This is a genomic window from Amycolatopsis sp. TRM77291 (genome assembly GCF_054166285.1).
The window spans coordinates 3691718-3710066 of sequence record NZ_JBSZHF010000001.1 but is presented as its reverse complement, the minus strand read 5'-3'; the positions used below and the strand labels follow the sequence as shown (position 1 = coordinate 3710066).

24 protein-coding genes are annotated in these 18349 nt (G+C 69.4%); 10 read left to right on the top strand and 14 right to left on the bottom strand.

Annotated features, from left to right (window positions below; genetic code table 11):
* Positions 1-56: 56 nt before the first annotated feature.
* Positions 57-740 (bottom strand): IclR family transcriptional regulator, encoded by a 684-nt coding sequence (locus ACXIZN_RS17305; protein WP_457955647.1) that lies wholly within the window; start codon positions 738-740, stop codon positions 57-59.
* A 229-nt stretch (positions 741-969) separates the two neighbouring features.
* On the opposite strand from ACXIZN_RS17305, the gene ACXIZN_RS17300 reads away from it, so the two are divergent.
* On the top strand, positions 970-2367 hold the full coding sequence (locus ACXIZN_RS17300) for a serine/threonine-protein kinase (RefSeq protein ID WP_457955645.1): 1398 nt from the start codon (positions 970-972) through the stop codon (positions 2365-2367).
* Here ACXIZN_RS17300 and ACXIZN_RS17295 read toward each other — a convergent pair.
* Both ACXIZN_RS17295 and ACXIZN_RS17290 read right to left on the bottom strand, forming a co-directional pair.
* On the bottom strand, positions 2342-3199 hold the full coding sequence (locus tag ACXIZN_RS17295) for an LLM class F420-dependent oxidoreductase (RefSeq protein ID WP_457960539.1): 858 nt from the start codon (positions 3197-3199) through the stop codon (positions 2342-2344). The two genes, ACXIZN_RS17300 and ACXIZN_RS17295, sit on opposite strands and share 26 nt — an antisense overlap.
* A 26-nt stretch (positions 3200-3225) precedes the next feature.
* Entirely contained in the window at positions 3226-4416 is a 1191-nt protein-coding gene (locus ACXIZN_RS17290) for a cytochrome P450 family protein (protein WP_457955644.1), read from the bottom strand.
* 106 nt (positions 4417-4522) lie between these two features.
* Between ACXIZN_RS17290 and ACXIZN_RS17285 the strand changes: the two genes are divergently transcribed.
* Positions 4523-5599 (top strand): TetR/AcrR family transcriptional regulator, encoded by a 1077-nt coding sequence (locus ACXIZN_RS17285; protein WP_457960538.1) that lies wholly within the window; start codon positions 4523-4525, stop codon positions 5597-5599.
* Here ACXIZN_RS17285 and ACXIZN_RS17280 read toward each other — a convergent pair.
* On the bottom strand, positions 5596-6120 hold the full coding sequence (locus ACXIZN_RS17280) for a GNAT family N-acetyltransferase (protein ID WP_192745067.1): 525 nt from the start codon (positions 6118-6120) through the stop codon (positions 5596-5598). The two genes, ACXIZN_RS17285 and ACXIZN_RS17280, sit on opposite strands and share 4 nt — an antisense overlap.
* Positions 6121-6199: 79 nt before the next feature.
* Here ACXIZN_RS17280 and ACXIZN_RS17275 point away from each other — a divergent pair, with 79 nt between their 5' ends.
* The 3 genes from ACXIZN_RS17275 (at position 6200) to ACXIZN_RS17265 (ending at position 8368) form a co-directional block, all read left to right on the top strand.
* Positions 6200-6568 (top strand): winged helix-turn-helix transcriptional regulator, encoded by a 369-nt coding sequence (locus tag ACXIZN_RS17275; RefSeq protein ID WP_457955643.1) that lies wholly within the window; start codon positions 6200-6202, stop codon positions 6566-6568.
* A 406-nt stretch (positions 6569-6974) separates the two neighbouring features.
* Positions 6975-7574, top strand: coding sequence for a TetR/AcrR family transcriptional regulator (locus tag ACXIZN_RS17270; protein ID WP_457955642.1), 600 nt, complete (start codon positions 6975-6977; stop codon positions 7572-7574).
* A 32-nt stretch (positions 7575-7606) separates the two neighbouring features.
* Positions 7607-8368 carry an SDR family NAD(P)-dependent oxidoreductase gene (locus ACXIZN_RS17265; RefSeq protein WP_457955641.1) on the top strand — a complete coding sequence of 254 codons (762 nt, stop codon included), beginning with the start codon at positions 7607-7609 and terminating at the stop codon, positions 8366-8368.
* A gap of 3 nt (positions 8369-8371) precedes the next feature.
* Here ACXIZN_RS17265 and ACXIZN_RS17260 read toward each other — a convergent pair whose 3' ends face one another.
* Genes ACXIZN_RS17260 through ACXIZN_RS17235 form a run of 6 tightly spaced genes read right to left on the bottom strand, consistent with a single transcriptional unit; the run spans position 8372 to position 12985 of the window.
* A complete protein-coding gene (locus tag ACXIZN_RS17260) occupies positions 8372-10162 on the bottom strand; it encodes a thiamine pyrophosphate-requiring protein (protein ID WP_457955640.1) in 1791 nt (596 codons plus the stop codon).
* Between the two features lie 29 nt (positions 10163-10191).
* Positions 10192-10695: a hypothetical protein gene (locus tag ACXIZN_RS17255; RefSeq protein ID WP_457955639.1), complete on the bottom strand. Its 504-nt coding sequence runs from the start codon at positions 10693-10695 to the stop codon at positions 10192-10194.
* A 13-nt stretch (positions 10696-10708) separates the two neighbouring features.
* Complete coding sequence (locus ACXIZN_RS17250; protein ID WP_257487554.1) at positions 10709-12004, bottom strand: NAD(P)/FAD-dependent oxidoreductase; 1296 nt, start codon at positions 12002-12004, stop codon at positions 10709-10711.
* 2 nt (positions 12005-12006) lie between these two features.
* The gene (locus ACXIZN_RS17245) at positions 12007-12273 is read right to left on the bottom strand and encodes a DUF4235 domain-containing protein (protein WP_457955638.1); all 267 of its coding nucleotides are present in this window, start codon (positions 12271-12273) and stop codon (positions 12007-12009) included.
* Positions 12270-12575 (bottom strand): DUF3618 domain-containing protein, encoded by a 306-nt coding sequence (locus tag ACXIZN_RS17240; RefSeq protein WP_126730764.1) that lies wholly within the window; start codon positions 12573-12575, stop codon positions 12270-12272. Before ACXIZN_RS17240 ends, ACXIZN_RS17245 begins: the two co-directional genes overlap by 4 nt.
* Positions 12572-12985 carry a phage holin family protein gene (locus tag ACXIZN_RS17235; RefSeq protein ID WP_457955636.1) on the bottom strand — a complete coding sequence of 138 codons (414 nt, stop codon included), beginning with the start codon at positions 12983-12985 and terminating at the stop codon, positions 12572-12574. The genes ACXIZN_RS17240 and ACXIZN_RS17235 overlap by 4 nt, the downstream gene beginning before the upstream one ends.
* Before the next feature lie 136 nt (positions 12986-13121).
* On the opposite strand from ACXIZN_RS17235, the gene ACXIZN_RS17230 reads away from it, so the two are divergent.
* The 3 genes from ACXIZN_RS17230 to ACXIZN_RS17220 all read left to right on the top strand — a co-directional run bounded on the left by ACXIZN_RS17230 (position 13122) and on the right by ACXIZN_RS17220 (position 14502).
* Positions 13122-13583, top strand: coding sequence for an SRPBCC family protein (locus tag ACXIZN_RS17230; RefSeq protein WP_457955634.1), 462 nt, complete (start codon positions 13122-13124; stop codon positions 13581-13583).
* 97 nt (positions 13584-13680) lie between these two features.
* On the top strand, positions 13681-14142 hold the full coding sequence (locus tag ACXIZN_RS17225) for a hypothetical protein (RefSeq protein ID WP_126730769.1): 462 nt from the start codon (positions 13681-13683) through the stop codon (positions 14140-14142).
* Positions 14143-14172: 30 nt separating this feature from the next.
* Positions 14173-14502, top strand: a complete 330-nt coding sequence (locus ACXIZN_RS17220) for a DUF3140 domain-containing protein (RefSeq protein WP_126730770.1) — start codon at positions 14173-14175, stop codon at positions 14500-14502.
* A 228-nt stretch (positions 14503-14730) separates the two neighbouring features.
* On the opposite strand, the gene ACXIZN_RS17215 is transcribed toward ACXIZN_RS17220, so the two are convergent.
* The 3 genes from ACXIZN_RS17215 to ACXIZN_RS17205 form a co-directional block, all read right to left on the bottom strand.
* Complete coding sequence (locus ACXIZN_RS17215; protein ID WP_126730772.1) at positions 14731-15519, bottom strand: SigB/SigF/SigG family RNA polymerase sigma factor; 789 nt, start codon at positions 15517-15519, stop codon at positions 14731-14733.
* On the bottom strand, positions 15516-15968 hold the full coding sequence (locus tag ACXIZN_RS17210; RefSeq protein WP_457960537.1) for an anti-sigma factor: 453 nt from the start codon (positions 15966-15968) through the stop codon (positions 15516-15518). Before ACXIZN_RS17210 ends, ACXIZN_RS17215 begins: the two co-directional genes overlap by 4 nt.
* A gap of 64 nt (positions 15969-16032) precedes the next feature.
* The gene (locus ACXIZN_RS17205) at positions 16033-16365 is read right to left on the bottom strand and encodes a plasmid stabilization protein (RefSeq protein ID WP_457955633.1); all 333 of its coding nucleotides are present in this window, start codon (positions 16363-16365) and stop codon (positions 16033-16035) included.
* 110 nt (positions 16366-16475) lie between these two features.
* Between ACXIZN_RS17205 and ACXIZN_RS17200 the strand changes: the two genes are divergently transcribed.
* Together ACXIZN_RS17200 and ACXIZN_RS17195 are read left to right on the top strand one after the other, a co-directional pair.
* Positions 16476-17438 carry a TIGR03557 family F420-dependent LLM class oxidoreductase gene (locus tag ACXIZN_RS17200; RefSeq protein ID WP_457955632.1) on the top strand — a complete coding sequence of 321 codons (963 nt, stop codon included), beginning with the start codon at positions 16476-16478 and terminating at the stop codon, positions 17436-17438.
* Positions 17439-17523: 85 nt separating this feature from the next.
* Positions 17524-17715, top strand: coding sequence for a hypothetical protein (locus ACXIZN_RS17195; RefSeq protein WP_457955631.1), 192 nt, complete (start codon positions 17524-17526; stop codon positions 17713-17715).
* Between the two features lies 1 nt (position 17716).
* Here the strand turns inward: ACXIZN_RS17195 and ACXIZN_RS17190 are convergent, their stop codons facing one another.
* Positions 17717-18337, bottom strand: a complete 621-nt coding sequence (locus ACXIZN_RS17190) for a UdgX family uracil-DNA binding protein (RefSeq protein WP_457955629.1) — start codon at positions 18335-18337, stop codon at positions 17717-17719.
* Between the last annotated feature and the right edge of the window lie 12 nt (positions 18338-18349).

The window sequence follows — 18349 nt, the reverse complement described above, 5'->3', positions numbered from 1 at the left end:
GATTTCGGCTCGTCCTCCGGTTTCGCGTTGATCGGGTTTTGTTCGCGGTTCGCCGATCATCCGGCCCGTGCGCATTCGGCGAGCGCGGTGCCGAAGGAACACGCGGTGCTCGCCAGTCCGGCCACCGCCGAAACCGGGTCGCGGCGGGCGGGCAGGACGGCGGCGAGTGCGGCGCCGACCCGGCCGTCCGGGGTCCTGATGCCCACGGCCGCGCAGCAGAGCCCTGCCGTGATCGTCTCCGATTCGGACGCGTATCCGGCCTCGCGGATCTCCAGCGCGTCCGTGTCCGGTTCGGCGAGCGCCGGGTGATGGGCGGCGAGGAGCCGTCCGGCGGCGGTCCCCGGCGGAAGCGCGCGGCCCGGCCACGCGGGGACGTCGTCGGCGGGCAGGACGGCGCCCGCGGCGACCAGCGCGCGCCCCTCCCTCGGGACCACGAGCACCAGGCTCGCGCGCATCCGCGCCGACAGCGCCGGCAGCCGTTCTTTGGCCAGGTCACGGAGTTCGGGCTGCCAGAACCGCCCGAGGCGGAACACCCGCGACCCGATCCGGTAACCGCGGCCCGCTCGTTCGACCGCGCCCAGGCCGGCCAGCTGGTCCAGGAGCCGGTGCACGGTGGTCTTCGGCAGACCGGTGGCCCGCACGAGCTGGGTCAGCCCGGCCCGCCCGCCGTGTTGGTCGAGTGCTTCGAGCAACGCGAACGCGCCTTCGAGCACGCCGCGTCCGCCGATGGATTCCCGCATCGCCGCCCTTTCCCGGAAACAGGTCGCACCGGAGAAGTAAAGTGCGCCCGCGGCGGGGCGGGATACGAACTTCCGGGCAGCCGATGGGGCGGGGTTCCGCTGAACGGTCCAGCGGGAGACGTGACCGACACCGCCCCGGAAACCCCCCTGCCGGGTCCTGCCTCCCGGCGCGTTCCTGGCATGCTGGCAAGGTTCGCGCGAACGACAGAGCTCCAGGGGGACGTCGACAATGGAGGAGATCCGCCGCCTCGCCGACCGGTTCGATCTCATCGAGCCCGTCGGCGGTGGCTCCATGGGCACCGTGTGGCGGGCGCGCGACGAGAACCTGGAGCGCACGGTCGCGATCAAGGAACTCCTTCTGCCGCACGGTGCCGGTGAGCAGAAGGCCGACGAGGCGAAGAACCGCGCACTGCGCGAGGCGCGGATCGCCGCGCGGCTGGTGCATCCGCACGCCATCACCGTCTTCGGCGTGATCGACGAGCAGGACCGCCCGTGGATCATCATGGAGTACCTGCCCTCGACCAGTCTCGCGGACAAACTGCGCGAAGGGCCGATGGAGGTCGACGACGTCATCCGTCTCGGCATCCAGCTGTGCTCGGCGCTGGCGGCCGCGCACCGGGCGGGCATCGTCCACCGCGACATCAAGCCCGGCAACGTCCTGCTCGGCGAGGACGACACCGTCAAGATCACCGACTTCGGGATCTCGCGGGCGATGGGCGACGTCCAGCTCACCGCGACCGGCGAGATCTCCGGGACGCCGGCGTTCCTGGCGCCGGAGGTCGCTCGCGGCGAGGACGCCACGTCCGCCTCCGACGTGTTCTCGCTCGGCGCGACGCTGTACACCGCTCTCGAAGGCGGCACGCCCTACGGCACGGCCGAGAACCCGATCGCGTTGCTGTACCGCGCGTCGAGCGGCGAGATCACCCCGCCGGTCAAGTCGGGGATCCTGACGCCGCTGCTGAACCGGCTCCTCGACGTCCGGCCGGACAGCAGGCCGACGATGGCCGAGACCGAGCGTGAGTTGCGGGCGCTCGCGGCGGGGGAGCCGACGACACTCGTCGCCGAGGAGCCGCCGCCGAAGGCGCGCAAGGGGATGCTGGTCGGCGTGATCGCCGTGTTCCTCGTGCTCGCGGCGGCCGCCGCCGCGGCCGTGGTGGTGGTGCTCAACCGCGACGAGGACACCCCGTCCGGCCAGGCGCCGCCGCCGGCCTCCCAGTCGCAGCCCGCCGTCCCGACCTCGTCGGAGCCGGTCGCGCCGTCGCCTTCGCCGTCTTCCGCGCCGCCCTCGACACCGTCTTCGTCGTCCTCGGCCGCCCCGCCTCCGGCGCAGACGCCGGGACAGGCGCTCGCGGCGTATTACACGCTCATCCCGGGGAATCTCGAGGCCGGGTTCGCGACGCTGAGCGACAACTTCAAGCAGACCAGGAACCAGAGCTTCGAGCGATATTCGAACTACTGGAAGCAGTTCAGCGCGGTGACCGTGTCGAACGTGACCGAATCCGGCAACACGGTGACGGCGACGCTCACCTACGTGCGGGCCTCCGGCGGGACCACGACCGGCAGGGAGACCTTCGTCCTGGTCCAGAAGGACGGCCGGTATCTCATCGACTCCCAGCGGGCAGGCTGAGTTTCCCGGCGAGGCGCTGAAGCCAGGCCTCGACCTCGTCGGGGGAGCGGTCCGGGAGGCCGAAGATCGTTTCGGTGACTCCGGCGGCCTCCAGCTTGGCCAGGTTCTCCGGATCGGGACGGACGCCGAGCGCCGAGATCTCCGGCTCCCCGGCGCGGCCCGCCTCGCGCCAGATCTCGCGGAGCCGCCGGGCTTTCTCCTCGATGTCGGTGTCGCCGGGTGTGGTGAGCCAGCCGTCGGCCGATTTCGCGATCCAGCGGAACGTCTTCTCCGTCGCGCCCGCGCCGACGATCACCGGGATATGCGCTTGAGCCGGTTTCGGCCACGCCCAGCTGGCGCCGAACGAGACGAACTCGCCCGCGTACGAGGCTTCGTCCTGCGTCCAGAGCGCGCGCATCGCCTCCAGATACTCGCGCAGGACCGTCCGCCGTTTGCCGCCGGGAACGCCGTGATCGGCCAGTTCGTCGACGTTCCAGCCGAAGCCGACGCCGAGGGTGACCCGCCCGGCCGAAAGGTGATCGAGGCTGGCGATCGTCTTCGCCAGCGTGATCGGATCGCTCTCGACCGGGAGGGCCACCGCCGTCGCGAGCCGGATCCGGGAGGTCACCGAGGCCGCGGTCGCCAGCGCGACCCACGGGTCCAGCGTCCGCAGGTAGCGGTCGTCGGGCAGCGATGAATCGCCGGTGCGCGGATGCGGAGCCTCCCGTTTGACCGGGATATGCGTGTGTTCCGGCACGTGGAAGGTGTCGAAGCCCGCCGCTTCGGCCGCCCGGGCGGCCGCCACCGGACTGATCCCCCGGTCACTGGTGAACAGCACTATCCCGTGTCTCACAGCCACTCACGCTATTAGAACGTGTTTCAGTTCGCAACCGTGGCGTGCAGTGTGACCGGCAGGGCGTTCAGCCGCCAGGTGCCGGGGTCCGGGATCCGCAGCAGGCCGTCGGCGAGGGCGAGATCGGGGAACCTGCGCAGCAGCGCGGTGAGCGCGACCTCGACCTGAACCCTGGCCAAGGAAGCGCCGAGACAGAAGTGCGGCCCGTGGGCGAAGGCGAGGTGCCACGCCGGTCCCGCCGGGCGCCGGATGTCGAAGACGTCCGGGTCCTCGAACGCCCGCGGGTCCCGGTTCGCCGCCGCGATCGCGACGGTAACAGGTTCTCCTTCGGGGATGAGGACGTCGCCGATCCGGACGTCCGTGGTCGCGAACCGGGGGATCGTCAGCAGCTGCGGGCTCTGCCAGCGCATCACCTCCTCGACCGCGCCGGGCATGAGCGCCGGGTTCTCGCGAAGCTGGGCCAGCTGCTCGGGGCGGGTGAGCAGGATTTCGACGGCGTTGGCGATGAGGTTGCCGGGCACCTGGCCGCCCAGCACGAGTTGCCAGACCAGGGCGACCAATTCGGTTTCGCTGAGCCTGTCACCGTCTTCGGCCTGGATCCGGAGCAGTTGCGAGACGACGTCCTCGCCCGCGTCCTGTTTCCGGTCCGCGATGGCGGCGAGCGCGCCCTCGACGATCCCGGGGACCGCTTTCGCGAGCCCCGCGCCGTCGCCCGCCGAGACCAGTGCGCCGTATTCGCGCCATCGCGGGCGGTCGGCCACGGGGATGCCGACCAGCGCGCAGATCACGTCGACCGGGAGCGGCCTCGCGAAGGCGGTGACCAGGTCGATCCGGTCTTCCCCGGCGAGCTCGTCGAGGAGGTCCTCCACGAGTCGCTCGATCCCGGGGCGGAGCTCGGCGGCCTTGCGCGGGGTGAACGCGGGGGCGACGAGCCGCCGGAGCCGGAGGTGCTCCGGGCCCTCGACCTCCTGCATCGTCCGCATGTACGGGCGGCAGTGGTCGGGGATGTCCATGCGCTGGTAGCTGTTCGCGCTCAGGGCGAATCGCTGGTCGCTCAGCATCTTCCGCGCCTCTTCGTGGCGCAGCACCGCCCACATGGAGAACCCGGGGGCGCTGAGCTTGGCGATCGGGGAGCGCTCGCGGGCCGGTCCGTAGGCGGTGAACGGGTCGCGCAGGACCTCGGGGTCGGTCAGGAGGATCTCGGGAATTTCGGGCAAGGCGGCTCTCCCAGTTCGGATGTTGAAATCAGATGTTCTCATCATCTGAATGATCAAGGTATCTTGATTCGGGTCCGAGGGCAACGTGGTGGCTGACGGGAGGCCGATGGTCCGGCTGAGCAGGGCGGAGACGCAGGAGCGCAATCGCGCGAAGGTGCTGGCCGCCGCGCGCGACGAGTTCGCGGAGCAGGGCTTCCGGGACGCCAAGATCGACGTCATCGCCGAGCGGGCCGAACTCACCCGCGGTGCCGTCTACTCGAACTTCCCGGGAAAACGCGCGCTGTACTTCGCCGTCCTGGCCGAATTGGCCGAGCGGTCCGCGGGCGCGCCGCACGCGGCGCCCGGGGAGACGCTCGAGGACGCGCTGGGCGCGCTGGCCAGGGCGAGAGTGGCCGCGTTTCCCCTGAACGACGACCAGGCGGGCCTCGCGCGCGACCTGATGCCGGAGGTGCTCGCGGACGAGCGGGTCCGGCGGCCGTTCGCTCAGCTGGTGAAGCTCAACGGCTTGCTGCTGGGGCTCGCGCTGGAACGGCTCGACCCGCCGGAGCGGCCGCCGGGGTCGCCGATCCCGCGCCGGGTCCGGCTCGCGGAGACCGTGCTGACCACGCTGCACGGCGCCGGCCAGCTGGCGGCCGCCGCGCCGGGCCTCGTCGAACCCTTCGACGTCGTGAGCGCCTGCGAACGGCTGGCGGGACTGGTCTTCAACGACTGGTGGGCGCCGCCGGTGATCGTGCCCGCGGCGCAGGCGGCCGACCGGCCGTGGTCACCGCCAGAGGCCGTCGACCTCGTGCGCGGGGAATCCTTCGTACCCGCCGACGGCGTGGTCGTCGTCCTGGGCACGCATCGGCTGGGCGCCGCGGAAGAGGCCGTCCGGGCGCACGACGGCGATGTCACCGTCGTCGTCGTGACCAGCGAGCCCGCCGAGCTGGTGCCGTTGACCCGGCTGACTGTCGCGGAAGTCTGCGGTGGCCTGCGGCAGGCCTTCCCGGAGCCGTCTTGGCCGCGCCTGCGCGTGGTGTGCGACGTGACCGGGACACTGGCGGCGGCCGCGGGGGTGCTCGCGGTGAGTGACGAGACCGAGGCCGCGATCCGGGTCGACCGGGGCCGCGTCGCCGCCACGGCGGACGGGCGCGGCGCGGGACACGCCGTCTCGGGCGAAGTGTCCCGTGTGGACAGCGCCTAGACCGTGTCCGTGTGCCGGATCCGGTACACCTGCAGGCGAAGCCCGTAGTACTTGTCGGTTTCCCCGACCCAGACCATCCCGAGCCGTTTCGCGGTCGCGATGGCACGGGTGTTGTTCGGCCGCGCGACGGCGAAGAGTTCGTCCGTGTCCTGGGTGAACGCCCAGCCGATCAGTGCGCGGGCGGCCTCGGAGGCGTACCCCTCGCCCCAGGCGTCCGGATGCAGCTGCCAGCTGATCTCCAGGTCCTCTTCGTACGGTGGCAGCAGGTGGATGCCCAGCCCGCCGACGACCACGCCGTCCTCCTTGCGCTGCACCGCCCATCTCCCGCGCGGCGGCACGAGATTCGGCTGCGCCTGTTGCCAGGCCTGCAGAACCGAACGCATGGCCGCGGCGTCGGTCACGCGGTCCATCGCCGGGGTGAGCCAGCGGGTCACGTCGGTGGTGCCGTAGATCGCCAGCGCGGCTTCGGCGTCGTCCTCGGACCACTCGCGGACGACGAGCCTTTCGGTGGTCAAGTCCATAACAGAACGTTACGCGCCCCGGCGCGGCCGTGGGGTGTCCGGATCATGACAACTCGGCAACCCGGCGTACCTTGGCCCTATGCGTGCCGACGCCTCGACGACCCCCGAACAGGCCTGCCCGATCGCCCCGGTGGTCGACCTCGTCTTCAGCCGCTGGACCACGCCGATCCTGTGGGCGCTCAACGAATTCGGCAGGCAGCGGTTCGTCGAACTCGAGCGGCGCATCGGTTCGATCACGCCGAAGGTGCTGACGCAACGGTTGCGGCAGCTGGAACGCGACGGCCTGCTCACCCGGACCTATCACGCCGAGGTGCCGCCCCGGGTCGAGTACGAGATCAGCGAACTCGGCCGGAGCCTGGCGCCGCTTTTCGCGACCCTCGCGGACTGGTCGACCGAGAACCTGCCGAAGGTGGAAGAGGCCCGGTCGGCCTACGACTCCGCTTCCTGAGCCGCTCCCTTGCCGCCTCCTTGAATCCTTCACCTCGCCCTGTGCGAAGGTTGCGAAAGTGGCTTTCGCAACGTCGGCCATGGCCGGGCCCGGCACCGCCCTGGCGAGCATGTCGCGAAAGCCACTTTCGAGACGTCTGGTGTCCCGAAAGTGGCTTTCGCGACACCGCCTCCGGAACCCGCTCACGAGGTCGGTGTCAGGAGCGGGCAGCCCATTCCCGCGCGATCATCCGCATGAGTGCCGGANGTGTGTGGGGGGCACCCGCCGGGCCCCCCCCCCCCACACCACCACCTCCGCCGCTCCCGAGCCTTCATCGACCGGGCAGGGGCACCCAAGACGCCCTCGGCTGGAACCGAGACCGCTCGCTTTCTTGACCGATCGGTCCAGATGCGGCTAAGCTCCTCTCGTGTCCCGGGTGAAGGAATTCGATGTCGACGCGGCCTGCGAAGCCGCACTGGAACTGTTCTGGCGGCAGGGGTACGAGGCCACCTCGGTCAGCGACCTGGTCGCCGAACTCGGCATCGGCAAGGCGAGTCTCTACGCCACGTTCGGTACCAAGCACGAGCTGTACCTGACGGCCTTGAAGCGCTACATCGCCCGAGGTGACCAGCGGTTCGTCGAGGATTTCGCCGGCCCGGGGCCGGCGCTCGCGGGCGTGCGGCGGCTCATCGACCGGTATCTCGCCGAAATACTGGGTGAGTCCGGGCGTAAAGGCTGTTTCGTGGTCAACGCCGCTATGGAGATGATGCCGAGGGACCCCGAGGTCGCGCGGATGGTCGAGCGCAGCTGGGACGCGCTCGAGCTGGCCGTTCGGATGGCGCTGAGCCGCGCGAAGGCGCAGGGCGAACTCGACGCCGCCGCGGACCCGGAAGAGCTGGCAGGCTTCCTGCTCACCGTCCTGCAGGGGATGCGGGTGCTGAGCAAGGGTCCGGATCCCGCGGCGCGCGCCAACGCGACGGCGAAGCAGGCCATCGCGGTACTCGAAGCCGCTCGCCCGCGTACATAATGGAACGATCGGACCAGAAAGTGGAGAATACTGTGGGGAAGCGATTCAGCGGCAAGGTCGTCCTGGTCACCGGGGGAGGTTCCGGGATCGGCCGCGCCACGGCGGCGGCCTTCGCGCGCGAAGGCGCTCAGGTCGTCGTGTCCGGTCGAGACGGCGAAAAGCTCCGTCAGACGGTGAAGGAGATCGAGGCCGACGGCGGAACGGCGGACGCGGTCACCGCCGACGTGAGTACCGGCGCGGAAGTCGAGCGTCTCGTGGCCGAGACCGTGCGGCGGCACGGCAAACTCGACATCGCGTTCAACAACGCCGGTGTGCTCGGCAGTCCCGCCCCGACGGCGGATCTGGACGAAGAGGACTTCGACGCCGTCGTGCGGACGAACCTCACGGGCACCTGGCTGTCGATGAAGCACGAGATCGCACAGATGCGGGCCGGCGGCGGGGGAGTCATCGTCAACATGTCCTCCAACATCGGCTCGCACCACCGTCTGCCGGGGATGGCCGCCTACGCCGCTTCGAAGGCCGCCGTGGACGTGCTGACCCGCACCGCGGCGCGCGACCACATCGCCGAGGGCATCCGGATCAACGCGGTCAGCCCCGGCGCCACCGACACCGGGATGTCGTTCCGGCCCGGTGAATCCGAGGCCGACCGCGCCGAGCGGCTCGGGTCGGTCATCCCGCTCGGCCGGATCGGCGCGGTCGAGGAGATCGCCGCCGCCGTGCTCTGGCTGGCTTCGGACGAGTCCGCGTATGTCGTGGGGCACGACATCGTCCTCGACGGCGGCGCCAGCGCCTGAGCCTCAGCGGCGCGAGGGCAGCAGCTCCTGCATCTTCGTCTTGATCCCCTGTGTCACCAGGTGCCAGGCGTCGGGCTCACCCTTCAGGACGGCTTCGGTCATGGCCTTCACCTGATCGAAGGTGGCGTGCGGCGGAATCGGCGGCACCTCGGGATCGCAGCGGACGTCCAGCACGGTCGGCACATCGGCCGACAGGGCGACGTCCCACGCCTCGCCGAGCTGGGCGGGATCGTCGACGGCGATCCCGCCGAGGCCGATCTCCAGCGCGAAGTCCGAATAGGACACTTCCGGCAGGCTCTGCGACGGCTCGAACTTCGGCGAGCCGCCCATGGCCCGCAGTTCCCAGGTGACCTGGTTCAGATCGCCGTTGTGGAAGACACAGACGACGCAGCGCTGATCGGCCCACAGTTCGCGGTAGCGGGCGATGGTCAGCAGTTCCGCCATCCCGTTCATCTGCATCGCGCCGTCGCCGACCAGTGCGATCACCGGCCGGTCGGGATGGGCGAACTTCGCGCCGATCGCGTACGGGACGCCGGAGCCCATCGTCGCCAGGGTCCCGGAGAGCGTGCCCCGCATGCGGCCGCGCATCCGGAGGTTCCTGGCGTACCAGTTGGTGGCCGAACCGGAGTCGGCGGTGACGATGGCGTCCTCGGGGATCCGCTCGGACAGTTCGTGCACGATCCGCATCGGGTTGACCGGGTTCGCCTCCAACATCGCCTGGCGGGTCAGGGTCTCCTGCCATTCGCCGACGTTCTTCTCGATCTTTTCGCGCCAGCCGCGGTCGGTTTTGCGCTCCAGCAACGGAATCAGCTGCTGCAGCGTGCCCTTCGCGTCGCCGAGCAGGTTCACCTCGGTCGGGTAGCGCAGCCCGAGGAACCGGGGATCGATGTCGATCTGGACCGCGCGGGCCTGGCCGAATTCCGGCAGGAACTGCGCGTACGGCATGTTCGAGCCGACGATCAGGAACGTGTCGCAGTCCCGCATCATCTCGTACGTCGGCCGGGTGCCGAGCAGGCCGATGGAGCCGGTGACATACGGCAGGTCGTCGGGTAGGACATCCTTGCCCAGCAACGCTTTCGCCACTCCGGCGCCGGTCAGTTCGGCGACCTCGCGCAACTCGGTGACAGCGTTGCGCGCGCCCTGCCCGAGCAGGATCGCGACCTTCTCACCCGCGTTCAGCACCTCCGCGGCGCGGGCGACTTCTTCCGAGGGCGGGATGACACTGGCCCGCGGATGGTCGGGCGGGGACGACGGCACGTGCTTGAACTCGTGCTGCGGCGGCTGGTAGGTCTCCTCCTGCAGATCTGCCGGGATGATCACCGCCGTGGGCGCGCGCTGCGCGATGGCCGTGCGGAGGGCACGGTCGAGCGCGTTCGGCAGTTGTTCCGGGACGTTCACCTCGACGAGGTATTCGCTCGCGACGTCCTTGAACAACGCCTGCAGGTCCACCTCCTGCTGGTAACTGCCGCCCATCGCGCTGCGCGCCGTCTGCCCGACGATCGCCACCACCGGCACGTGGTCGAGTTTGGCGTCGTAGAGGCCGTTGAGCAGGTGGATCGCCCCCGGGCCGGACGTCGCCATGCAGACACCGGGCCGTCCGCTCAGCTTCGCGTAGCCGACGGCGGCGAACGCCGCCATCTCCTCGTGCCGCGTCTGCACGAAACGGGGCTTGTTCCCCGCCGCGCCGAACGCGCTCACCAGCCCGTTGATCCCGTCCCCGGGATAGGCGAAGACCTGCTCCACGTCCCATTCGCGCAGCCTGGCCAGAACATGGTCCGCAACGGTTTCGCTCATGGTCGCCGGATACCGCCGCCCTCCGGCGGCTAAACGTCCTCGAGGATCTTGGTGATCCCGGCGACGACGTCCGGATGTCCGAGCGGCAGCGGCGGCGGCACCCGGTTGTACGGCTCACCGGTGCTGTGGGGGAGCACGTCGACGGCGGTCCCGGCCGAACGCACCCGTTCGGCGAGGTCGGACGATTCGTCCGGCACCGGGTCGACCAGCAGGACATGGGACGCCGAGCCGGGATGGCGTTCGGCCAGCCGCAGCGCGTCCGCGGCCGCGTCGCCGGCGGCCACGACGTCGATCGGCGGGCCACCGGGTTCCGCGTCGCCGAGCACGTCTTCGGCCTGGCTGAGCGCGCCGTCGACCGGCAACCGGCACCAGATGATCTGACGCTGGGCCGCGAGCGGGCGCCACGTCGCCGGGAGTTCGCCGTGTTTGCCCTCGCCCGCCGGGTCGAGGACCAGTAGCTTCGCCCCGTCGGGGCCGCCGTCGGTGACGACCGAGGGGCCTTCGGCGCGGACGGGATCGGATTCGGTGGTCATGGGCGTCTCTCCTCTAGCAGTTCGTGCGGGGGAGTTCGGGGGAATCCGTGTCCAGCGGCACCGAACCCGATCGTACGAGTCCTAATTGGACTGTCTGCCGCTTCGTCACCGCTTCGAGCGCCCAGTCGGTGGCGGTGCGCAGCCGGTTGCCCGGCATGGCCAGCAGGTGGTAGCCGCGGGTCACCGCCTTGGCGGCGAACCCGGAAAGCGGGATGTGCAAGGGGTTCGCCGCGGCCCGGCGGGCGCCGAGGTCGACGACGAAGCCGAGGTCGTGGTGCCGGTAAGTGCCGTGCGAGCCGTGCCCGAGGGACGCGGCGACGTTCCGCCCGGCGAGTTTGCCCTGCCGTTCGGCGTGCTGGGCCGTCATCGGCGTGTATTCGCCGGGACGGGTCAGATCGGGGACCGCGGCCGCGTCTCCGCACGCGTAGACGTCGCGCCGTCCAGGGACGTTCAGTTGCGCCGTCACGACGAGCCGTCCCTTGGCCGTCTTCAGCCCCAGGTCCTCGATCAGCGGATCAGGCCGGACCCCGACGCACCACACCAGGGTGTGCGTGGGCACGGATTCACCGGTGGTCAGCGTGACGCCCTTTTCGCCGGCGTCGTCGATCGAGGTCTTCATCAGTACCTCGACGCCGCGTTCGCGCAGCACCTCGTCCGCCGTGGCACCGAGCCGCCGGTCGAGTTCCGGCAGGACCCGCTCGGCGACGTCCAGCAGCAGCCACCGGATCTTCTGGTCCTTCAGCTCGGGATGCCGGGCGGCGAGCGCGGCGGTGAACGCGGGCCCCTGCGCGGCGACCTCCGTGCCGGTGTAGCCGGCGCCGACCACGACGAATGTGCAGCGCGCGTCGCGTTCGGCCGGGTCCTGCGCCGAAGCGGCGAGTTCTATCTGCCGGGTGACGTGGTCCCGCAGGTAGAGGGCTTCGGGCAGGCCGCGGAAGCCGTGGGCGTACTCGGGCACGCCGGGGATCGGCAGCAGCTTGTTGACACTGCCCGCGGCGAGGACGAGACGGTCGTAACCGAGGGAGTGCTCGCGGCCCTCGGGGTCGGTGTAACTCACGCTGCGGTCGTCGAAATCGACGGATTTGGCGGTGCCGAGCACCAGGCGCACACCGCGCAACGTGCCGGGGATGGACACCGAGATCCGCCGTGGTTCGAGGATCCCGGCGGCGACTTCGGGGAGCAGGGGGAGATAGAGGAAGTAGTCGGTCGGGTTCAGGACGACGACTTCCGTGTCGTCGCCGACCGACTTGAGGAGGGTCTTGGCCGCGTTGTAGCCGGCGAACCCGCCTCCGACGATCACCACGCGCATGGTCAGTCCTCCGTGGGCCAGTCGCCGGTCGCCTTGCGGTAGCCGACCGCGCCCGCCCGTTCGGTGGCGGCCTTCACCGCGCCGAAGATCGCGCCCTGCGCGGCGGCCGCGACGATCACCTGGGTCCAGGTGAAGTCCCGGTCGGTGGCGTCCGGCGCTTCTTCTTCGCCGCTCACGCGTTTCCAGATCTGCCTGAACGCGATCCCGGCGAGCACGCCGCCGCCGGCGCTCACGACCATACTGAGCGGCTTGTAGAGAACCTTGTTCACGATGAAGACCTCTTTCGCATGATCAGCCGGATGGTGACGAGCAACGCCAGGAGCCCGGCGAAGATCGGCACGGGGTTCGCACGGACGACTTCGGTGCCCTGACGGAACTTCTGCGCCGCGGGCTCGGAGACCTTCTCGGAGATCTTGGCGCTCGCCTCGTCGACCTTGGCGTCGAGGTTGTCGTTGACCCTCGCCTTGACGTCCATCTTCTTGCCCAGCGCGTCGAGGGTCTCGGTGAGTTCCTCCCGCGTCACGTCGCGGTCGGCGCGGGCCTCTTCGGCGTTCTTGGGGAAATCGGTCATGACCGCACTCCTTGCTTGACGGTGTCGACGTCCTCACGGACACCTTCGATGGCCTCTTCCGGCACCGGCGGGGTCGCGCTGGAGACCTCCTTCTTGCCGACGAGGGCCGAAAGGCCGGCGATCAGCAGCAGGGCCGCGCCCGTCACCACGGCCGCCAGCCACGCGGGCATCACCAGCGCGAGTGCCAGCACCACCGCGGCGATCAGGGTCGCCAGCCCGAAAAGCGCGAAAACACCGGCGGCGCCGAACAATCCGGCACCGAAGCCCATTTTCTTCCCTTTGCGCTGCAACTCGAACACGGCCAGCCGCATCTCATCGCGGACGAGGTGTTTGACCTCGTCGCTGAGATCGGAAACCAATTCGCCGACCGACTTCTCTGCGGCCGGCTTCCGGTGGGTCTCTTCGATCATGGGGCACCTCCTCGGAGTGTTCTGCCCGCCGGGTACCCGGCCACCCGGCCGGTCAATCACAGCGTGTTTCGCCCCGCTGAGCGCCGGGTAGCCGGGGAGTACCGGTTCGAAAAGCACCCAACCGACAGGAGGATGCATGAGCACGATCACCGAAATGGTGGACGTCGAAGTCCCGGTGAAGACCGCGTACAACCAGTGGACTCAGTTCGAGAGCTTCCCGCAGTTCATGGAAGGTGTCGAGGAGATCCGCCAGATCGACGCGACCCACACCCACTGGGTGACCAAATTCGGTGGGGTGAGCCGGGAATTCGACGCGACGATCACCGAACAACATCCCGACGAGCGCGTCGCGTGGACGTCGGACTCCGGTCCGGACCACGCGGGCGTCATCACGTTCCATCGCTTGAGCGACAACAAGACCCGTGTCACGGCGCAGATGGATATCGATCCGGAAGGCTTCGCCGAGAACGTCGCCGACAAGCTCGGTGTGCTCGACCGCCGGATCAAGGGCGACATGAAGCGGTTCAAGGAGTTCATCGAGAGCCGCGGCCACGAGTCCGGCGCCTGGCGCGGTGACGTGGACCGCCCCGGCAGCTGACCGGTGACCCGGGACCTCCCCTGGAAGACGGCGTTTTCCTCGGGGAGGTCCCGGGTATCTCCTGGGGTGAGGTCCATTACGAAGGGAGCGTTCCGGCATGACTACCAACGCATACGTGGCCTTCCTCGTCATCGGGGTGGCACTGGTCATGCTCGACGGTCTGATCATCTACCAGAGCGGTAAGCGCTACCTGCGGGGTTCCCACGGCGATCCGGCCGCGGGCGCTTCCATGACGTGGCTCGTCACGGTGCTGTTCCATCTCGCGACGCTGGGCGTCTTGGCGCTGCTGTCGACCGTCGACATCGGGGGTAGCGACCTTCCTGGTGTGGTGGGCAGGCTGGGTGTTCTGCTGCTGGTGCTGGCCGTCGCCCACGCGATCACGCTCAGCGTGCTCTCGCGGATCCGTGGGGAGCAGGAGGCCGAAGCGGTCATCAACCGGCCGAGGCGCGTCGAGCCCGAACAACAGGGCACGACGGTGACGCCGGTGCCCGGGCAGGACGGCCGTTACCCGGCCGCGAGCCCGTCCATCGAACAGCGGGCGCCGTACACGACGCCGTAAGAAAGTCGAGTGCTGGCAGGAGGTTTCGCCGTGCACGAGATCGATGACGAACTGTGGGACGAGTTCCATCGCGTGGTCAACATGACCTCGCGGGAACTGGCCGACTGGCTGCGCACGAGGTCGGCCGACGACGAGGACGAAGCCTTGCCGGACCAGGCGGGTACGCCGACCGGACGGCATGTGCTGGGCATCCTCGGCAAGCGCAGGACCGACCTCACCGCCGAGGACGAACGGGTGATGCGCTCGGTCGTCCGGCGGGTCGGGGACCAGCGGCGTGACGACCTCGAACCGGTCGCGGGCGAAGCGCACTGGCGGCACAAGCTGATGTCGATGGGGCACGATCCGCTGAAACCCGTGTGACACAAGTACGTGAAGGCCCCCTTCACCGCGCTGGACGCGGTGAAGGGGGCCTTCACGTACTTGCCGGCGCGTGATCGAAGGCGTAACTCGCGTGCTTAAAGACGTAACTCGCGTGTTTGGGGCCGGATGAGCGAGTTACGCCTTCAAACACGCGAGTTACGCCTCTGAGCACGCGAGTGACGGCCTCCTTGAGGAACCGAAGTCCCTCAAGGAGGCCGTCACGGGGTGCTACTCCGAGAGCTTCCCGCGCAGTTGGTCCAGCGTCTGCGACAGGAGACGCGAAACGTGCATCTGCGAGATGCCGATCCGTTCCGCGATCTGCGTCTGGGTGTAACCCCCGAAGAAGCGCATCACGAGGATCGCGCGTTCCCGCTTCGGGAGCTCCCGCAGGAGCGGTTGCAGCGCCTCGTGGTTCTCCACCAGCGCCATCTCGTGGTCTTCCTCGCCGATCGTGTCGGCGAGCGAGAGGGCCTCGGTGGCGTTGTCGTGGACCGGTTTGTCGACCGACAGCGTCTGGTACGCCTGGCCGGCGAGCAGTCCTTCCCGCACCTCGTTGACTTCGAGCCCGAGGTGTTCGGCGAGCTCGGTCGGAGTCGGCGCGCGGCCGAGCCGCTGGGACAGCGCGGCGGTGCCCTGGCTGAGCGAGACGTGGAGTTCCTTGAGCCGCCTCGGTACCCGGACCGACCAGCCGGTGTCCCGGAAATGCCGCCGGACCTCGCCCATGATGGTGGGCACGGCGAACGAGAGGAAGTCGTGCCCGCGGCCGGGATCGAATCGGTCGACCGCGTTGATCAGGCCGATCCGCGCCACCTGGACCAGGTCTTCGCGAGGCTCACCCCGTCCGGAGAACCTGGTGGCGATGTGCTCGGCGAGCGGCAGGAGTTCGGTGACGAGGCGGGCACGCACCTCCCGGCGGGCCCGCGAATCCTCCGGCAGCGAGGACATCTCCTCGAAGAGCGGTTCGCACTGGGCGTAGTCGTCCGCCTGCCGGGTGAGAGTCTTGCGCTCCCCACTCACCCGTCGCTCGTTCCCGGGGCCAACACGAGATCGATCGTCGTCGTGCCCCCTGTTTCGCCGGGAATCGGCTCGCACCGCGCCCGCACCGAATGGGTCAGCGTCGTCAGGACGTGCCAGCCGAACGTCGTCTCGCTCGGCAGGTAAGGCTTGTTCGTCCGCGTCGAGATCGAGACGGCGATTCCTTCCGGTATCTCGTGAAAGACACAACAAAGAACGGCTCCCAGTTCAGCGGGCTGGACAAGTTGGGAACAGGCTTCGTCGACGGCCATCTTCGCGTCTGAAATGGCGTCCAAGCCGAAGTCCGCACGGGCCACCACACCATGGGTGAGCGTGCGGACGAGAGGGATCTGCTCCGCTTCAGCGGGAAGGCGGAGTTCGACCCGGTCGGACAGACCGTCCGACTGAGACCGGGTCTGGGGGGTGAGGCCGCCCCGTCCGTGTGCATCCATTACGAAACCCATCCGTCCGTGGCCGTGGGGTGACCGCGGCGGTGCTCCGCCGCGTGACGCGTGATCAACGGCCCAGGGCTCGCTGAAGCTCCCTTTTGGACATCTTCGACCTGCCCTCGACGTTGCGTTGTTTCGCTTCGTTGTAGAGCTGGTCCTTGGTCGGGCCGTTCGGGCCCAGCCGGTTCCCCGACCGCTTGCCACCCCGCCGCTGAGGGGACATGTCCTCGAGGGACGTGCGGCTCGCTTCGCGCGATTCGCCCGCCTGGGCGCGGTTCTTGTTGACCGTGCGGGCGGCGATCTCCTCGGCCCGGTCGGTGCTCGCGCCCCGCTCCTTCGCCGAGTCCTTGATGTGTTCGTACTGACGTTCTCGTTTGTCGCTCCAAGCCTGCTGCGGCATCGCGGCTCCTTCCTTTCCCCGGTCAGGTACCCCGTTCGATTCGCCGGATAAACGTCCGGTTGATCCCGGGGCCGGGCGGGTACGCGGTGGTCGACGCGAAGGAGGATCACATGCGCATCGGCTACACCCTCATGACCGAACAGGCCGGGCCGAAAGACCTGGTGAAGTACGCCGCCGGGGCGGAGAAGGCGGGCTTCGACTTCGAGGTCATGAGCGACCACTTTTCGCCCTGGCTGGACGAGCAGGGGCATTCGCCGTACGCGTGGAGCGTGCTGGGAGCGGTGACCCAGAGCACCGAACGGGTGGAACTGATGACCTTCGTGACGTGCCCGATCATGCGCTACCACCCGGCGGTGGTGGCGCAGAAGGCGGCGACCGTCCAGGCGTTGTCGGACGGCCGGTTCACCCTGGGGCTCGGCGCGGGGGAGAACCTCAACGAGCACGTCGTCGGGCGCGGCTGGCCGCCGGCGAACGTCCGGCACGAGATGCTCGCCGAAGCGGTCCAGATCATCGGGGGGCTGTTCGACGGCGGCTACTTCAACTACAAGGGTGACCACTTCCGGGTGGACTCCGCGAAACTCTGGGACCTGCCGGAGCAGCGGGTGCCGATCGCGGTCGCGGTGTCCGGGTCGCAGTCGGTGACCCGGTTCGCGCCGATCGCCGATGCGATGATCGCGGTGGAACCGGACGAGGCGCTGAGCCGGGAGTGGGACGCCACCAAACTCGGCCCGCCCAGCAGGAAGATCGCCCAGCTGCCGGTGTCGTGGGGTGAGGATCGCGACGCCGCGATCCGGCGCGCGCACGAGCAGTTCCGCTGGTTCGCCGGCGGCTGGAAGGTCAACGCCGAACTGCCGGGACCCGCGGGGTTCGCCGGGGCCACCCAGTTCGTCAAACCGGAGGACGTCGCCGAGGCGATCCCGTGCGGGCCGGACGTCGACCGGATCGTGAAGCAGGTGGGCGAATTCGAGGCGGCCGGGTTCACGGATCTGGCGTTGATCCAGATCGGCGGCGACCAGCAGGAAGGCTTCCTCCGCTTCGCCCATGACACGCTCCTGCCGGCGCTGCGGAGCTGATTCACCCCCGATCGGGGGCACCCGTGTTCAAACCCGCGAGCCGCGGGTACCAATGCGACACATCCTTCACAGCCAAGGGGGACAGATGAGCAACGAACTCGGCCTTCACTCCGTACCGGACCTGCTGCCGGAAGGCCAGGACACACCGGAGCAGGAGGCGATCCGGCGTAAGGCGGCCATCGCCGTCGCTTCGCGGGCGAGGAGCCCCGAAGACTGCGCGACACTGCTGGACATGCTGGGCCTGCACAACAGCGGCCGCAGTTCCGAAGTGGCGTGATTCAGCGGTCGCCGCGCGCCGCCACGAGATCCGCGACGAAGGCCCGATAGGCCTCGTCGCGGTCCGGCGCGCGCAGCACCGCCGACGGATGCACGGTGGCGACGGCGGTGGTGCCGAACTCGGCGAGTTCGATCCGCTCGCCACGGCTCCGGGTGATGCGGAAGTCGTCGCCCAGCAGCGCCTTCGCCGCCGTCGCGCCGAGGAAGATCAGCAGCTCCGGGTGGACCGCGGCGAGTTCGGCGTGCAGCCATGGACGGCAGGCGACGATCTCGGTCTTGGACGGCGTCTTGTGGATGCGCCGTTTGCCGCGTTCGTCCCGTTTGAACTTGAAGTGTTTGACCGCGTTGGTGACGTAGATCTTCCGGCGGTCGAAACCCGCTTCGTCGAGCGCCCGGTCGAGCAGCCGCCCGGCGGGTCCCACGAACGGGGCACCCTGTCGGTCCTCCTGATCGCCGGGTTGTTCGCCGACCACCATGATCTCCGCCTTGCGGGAGCCTTCGCCGAAGACGGTCTGGGTGGCGTCGCGGTAGAGGTCGCAGCCGCGGCAGCCGGACGCCGCCGAACGAAGCCTGTCCAGATCCACGGTTTCCGGCGGATCCGCCCCGGGTGCCTTGGTCGCCATGGCGGCCGGATT

Coding starts and splice junctions, on each gene's coding strand:
- ACXIZN_RS17305 (WP_457955647.1), bottom strand. CDS start 740: ATGCGGGAATCCATCGGCGGACGCGGCGTGCTCGAAGGCGCGTTCGCG.
- ACXIZN_RS17300 (WP_457955645.1), top strand. CDS start 970: ATGGAGGAGATCCGCCGCCTCGCCGACCGGTTCGATCTCATCGAGCCC.
- ACXIZN_RS17285 (WP_457960538.1), top strand. CDS start 4,523: ATGGTCCGGCTGAGCAGGGCGGAGACGCAGGAGCGCAATCGCGCGAAG.
- ACXIZN_RS17280 (WP_192745067.1), bottom strand. CDS start 6,120: ATGGACTTGACCACCGAAAGGCTCGTCGTCCGCGAGTGGTCCGAGGAC.
- ACXIZN_RS17275 (WP_457955643.1), top strand. CDS start 6,200: ATGCGTGCCGACGCCTCGACGACCCCCGAACAGGCCTGCCCGATCGCC.
- ACXIZN_RS17260 (WP_457955640.1), bottom strand. CDS start 10,162: ATGAGCGAAACCGTTGCGGACCATGTTCTGGCCAGGCTGCGCGAATGG.
- ACXIZN_RS17255 (WP_457955639.1), bottom strand. CDS start 10,695: ATGACCACCGAATCCGATCCCGTCCGCGCCGAAGGCCCCTCGGTCGTC.
- ACXIZN_RS17250 (WP_257487554.1), bottom strand. CDS start 12,004: ATGCGCGTGGTGATCGTCGGAGGCGGGTTCGCCGGCTACAACGCGGCC.
- ACXIZN_RS17240 (WP_126730764.1), bottom strand. CDS start 12,575: ATGACCGATTTCCCCAAGAACGCCGAAGAGGCCCGCGCCGACCGCGAC.
- ACXIZN_RS17235 (WP_457955636.1), bottom strand. CDS start 12,985: ATGATCGAAGAGACCCACCGGAAGCCGGCCGCAGAGAAGTCGGTCGGC.
- ACXIZN_RS17230 (WP_457955634.1), top strand. CDS start 13,122: ATGAGCACGATCACCGAAATGGTGGACGTCGAAGTCCCGGTGAAGACC.
- ACXIZN_RS17225 (WP_126730769.1), top strand. CDS start 13,681: ATGACTACCAACGCATACGTGGCCTTCCTCGTCATCGGGGTGGCACTG.
- ACXIZN_RS17210 (WP_457960537.1), bottom strand. CDS start 15,968: ATGGATGCACACGGACGGGGCGGCCTCACCCCCCAGACCCGGTCTCAG.
- ACXIZN_RS17205 (WP_457955633.1), bottom strand. CDS start 16,365: ATGCCGCAGCAGGCTTGGAGCGACAAACGAGAACGTCAGTACGAACAC.
- ACXIZN_RS17200 (WP_457955632.1), top strand. CDS start 16,476: ATGCGCATCGGCTACACCCTCATGACCGAACAGGCCGGGCCGAAAGAC.
- ACXIZN_RS17195 (WP_457955631.1), top strand. CDS start 17,524: ATGAGCAACGAACTCGGCCTTCACTCCGTACCGGACCTGCTGCCGGAA.
- ACXIZN_RS17190 (WP_457955629.1), bottom strand. CDS start 18,337: ATGGCGACCAAGGCACCCGGGGCGGATCCGCCGGAAACCGTGGATCTG.